Source organism: Occallatibacter sp., from assembly GCF_049510455.1.
Lineage (GTDB): Bacteria > Acidobacteriota > Terriglobia > Terriglobales > Acidobacteriaceae > Telmatobacter.
The window spans coordinates 1-3,396 of sequence record NZ_JBEKYX010000185.1 but is presented as its reverse complement, the minus strand read 5'-3'; the positions used below and the strand labels follow the sequence as shown (position 1 = coordinate 3,396).

Below are 3,396 nucleotides of genomic sequence, written 5' to 3'. Positions count from 1 at the left end.
GGGTGGAACGTCGGCTTCAACTCCACCAATGGCCGGCGTGATGGCGCTGATCGACCAGAAGGCGGGGTCGGCGCAGGGGTTTGCCAATCCGGAACTGTACAAGCTGGCAGCGGCGCAAACCTACTCAAGCTGCAGCGCGGAGACTGTCACCGCCGGCAGCACCTGCTTATTTAATGACATCGACGCGGGTCCGTTTGCTTCTGCCGGGACCAATGCCATGCCCTGCGATTACGGCGCGCAGACTGGCGTTTCGCCTGACTGCAAGGCGGTCGATTCGCTGGAGGGATCCTCGGATACGGTGGGAATTCTCACCGGCTACAGTGCAGGGACGGGATACGATCAGGCTACCGGACTGGGCTCTCTCAACGTCGCAAACGTAGTCAATGCTTGGCCTGCAACCTCCGGCGTTTCCGCGGTAACCGTGACCGTGACCCCGGCACAAACCAGCCTCTTATCGACTCAGACGCTAGGAGTGTCAGGGACCGTGGCCAGTGCCACCTCGGGCGGGACAGCGCCGACCGGTACGGTAACGTTGACGGCCGGCGCGTACACCGCCAGCGCAACGCTTTCAGGTGGCGCGTACTCGTTTACCGTTCCGGCCAACAGTCTGGGCGCCGGAACCGACACCCTGAGCGTGGCCTACGGCGGCAGCACCACCTACAGCACCGGAAGCGGCACAGCAATCGTGACAGTGGAGGGAACCGGGGCCACATTTAGCCTTAGCAATCCCGCCCCGGTTGTAACTCCCGCCGGCGGCGTGACCCCTGGATCGACAGCGAGTGCGGTGGTTAATGTGGCTGCGGTCGCCGGCTATGCGGGAAGCGTTACCGTCACCTGTTCGCTGACCACGTCTCCATCGGGCGCAACCGATGCCCCAACTTGCAGCGGCGGAGGACCCACATTGGGGGTGACGTTGCCCAGCACCACCGCGCAGACACTAACCTTCTCAGTGAGCACGACAGCACCCAGCACCACCATCGTTGATGAATTGAAAAAGCATCGCACGGCCAGCAATCGCGGTGGATGGATTGGCGCGGGAAGCGGCGCGCTCCTGTCGCTGCTCGTGTTCATGGGGATTCCGGCTCAGCGGCGCACTTGGCGCTCGATGCTGGGCACACTGGTGCTGATGGCGGCGCTGGGCAGCCTGGCAGGTTGCGGCGGCGGCAGTAGTGGGCCGCAAACGACAACCGAAACCGATCCTGGGACTTCCGCGGGATCTTACGTCTTCACTGTGACGGGTGTCGGAACCCCGGCGGTCTCACCCGCTGTGAGCGAGACCTTTACCGTCGTTGTGAACTAGCCGTCCCCCAAGTGCGGTGCGCTGGTCGTGGGTTAGGCTGAGTTTGTTTGAAGAACTACAGTCCAGAGCCACAAGCGGAAGGAACCGGTCATGAGAGAGAAGTTAAGATTTTTGGGTTTAGATGTTCATGCCGAAACGATTGCTGTAGCAGTAGCCGCGCCGGATTGACCTGACCCCCTGAATCCGTCCATTTTGGAATACGATTTGGACGAAGGAAAGGGGAAGGACGATGAGCAAGAGCCGGCATACGGAGGCGCAGATTATCACTGCGCTGAAGCAGGTTGAGGCGGGGCGCACGGCCGAGGACGTTGCGCGAGAACAGGGTGTGAGCAAGCACACGATCTATGCCTGGAAGGCCAAGTACGGCGGCATGGATGTGAGCGAGGCCGAAGAGGTCAAGCACCTGCGCGATGAGAACTCCAGGTTGAAGAAGCTGGTAGCTGATCTGAGCCTGGACAAGGACATGCTGCAGTCGGTCATAAGAAAAAACTCCCTGGGCTCGTAGAACGGAGATCGGAAGTGCGGCGCTTGCTGGCGGAGTTCAAGTCCAGCGAGCGCCACGTCTGCGAGCTGATGGCGGTGCCGAGATCGAGCGGCCAGTATCGAAGCCGGAGAGATGACAGCCAGATTCAGGAACGGCTGCGGGAACTGGCGCGAGAGCATCCGCGCTTTGGCTACCGGCGGCTGCATTTATACCTGCACGAGGAAATGGCAGTGAACCACAAGAAGGTACAGCGCGTGTATCGGGAACTCGGACTAAGCGTGAAGCGCACGCGGCGCAAGCATCTGCGGCGGACCTTGCAGCCACGGCCTGTGCTGACGGAGTGCGGCCAGGAATGGGCGCTTGATTTTGCCAGTGACGTGACGGCCGCCGGGCAGCGCTTCCGGGTGTTCGGCGTGATCGACAGTTTTACCCGGCAGTGCCTGGTGTTGGATACAGCAGCCAGCTTTCCCAGCCGGCGCGTCACGCGCATGCTGGAGCGGGCGATCGCGGAGCATGGCAAGCCGCAGTCGATTCGCTGCGATAACGGCCCGGAGCTGACTTCCCGGCATTTCCTTGCATGGGCCATCGATTGGAAGATCGACATCGTTCACATTCAGCCAGGCAAGCCGACACAGAATGGAGGCATGGAAAGCTTCAACGGAAAGCTGCGCGACGAGTGCCTGAACACAAGCTGGTTCTGGAACCTGTTCGATGCGCGGGGGAAGATCTCGACGTGGAAGGCGGAATATAACTCCCGCCGCCCACATAGCTCGCTGGGTTACAGAACGCCAGACGAATTCGCGCGGCAGTGGCAGGCTGCTTCTCTTTCAGAAGCAAAGGATATGGCCGTGGATCAGCCGTATCAAGGCGCCCCTGACGGGCTCCGCTTCGCTCCGGCCTTGACACGGCTGATCCACGGCCAAGAGATCTCTACCTGAGAAAGAAAAGCAGAAAAATGTAGGTTATGATTTCATACACCGAACTGGACGAAGAATGGGGTCAGGTCAATCTCTACCTGAGAAAGAAAAGCAGAAAAATGTAGGTTATGATTTCATACACCGAACTGGACGAAGAATGGGGTCAGGTCATCTTATCTCATCTATTTTCCAGGTAGTTATAGCCGTTTCACTACAAACAAGGCCAATGGCGTCTGAGTTGCGCTGTTTCAAATTGGCTTGATGCCGATCACCTAGCGGCTGATTACACGCGTGCGCGTTGAAAAGCCATCGAGCTCAACGATCATCGCTGTTACGTTTCAGGCGACGTATAGGCTGATTGGGTTCAAGCTCAAACTGCCCAAACCGACGATGTGGTGGCAAAATTGCAGCGACAGAGTTGCTAGCCGGGAAATGAGCAATACATGAGTTTTTATCTGCTTCACACGACGTATCTGATCCTGTTTCTTTTCGTATTTGCTCGCCAACTCTGTCTACCCGTGCCCGCCGTTCTGTTTTTGCTGTCTGGAGGAGCGTTGGCCGGTACCGGCCGGCTTAGTTTCGTTGGAATTTTGCTGGTGGCTGTCTTGGGATGCTTGTTGGGCGACCTGGTTTGGTTCGAGGCCGGCCGTCTGCATGGCATGCGGGTACTGCGTCTCCTGTGTGCGCTCGCGTCC

2 protein-coding genes and 1 pseudogene are annotated in these 3,396 nt (G+C 59.0%); all 3 read left to right on the top strand.

The genetic code is table 11. The features are described from left to right. On the top strand, positions 1-1,300 hold a 1,300-nt coding region (locus ABSG47_RS20615; RefSeq protein ID WP_490355065.1), incomplete at its 5' end, for a lipo-invert putative C-terminal anchoring domain-containing protein. A gap of 229 nt (positions 1,301-1,529) precedes the next feature. Further along, a pseudogene (locus ABSG47_RS20610) lies at positions 1,530-2,587 on the top strand (IS3 family transposase); the annotation flags it as partial. A gap of 557 nt (positions 2,588-3,144) precedes the next feature. After that, positions 3,145-3,396, top strand: a 252-nt coding sequence (locus ABSG47_RS20605; protein WP_424172367.1) for a DedA family protein, incomplete at its 3' end; no start/stop codon positions are given.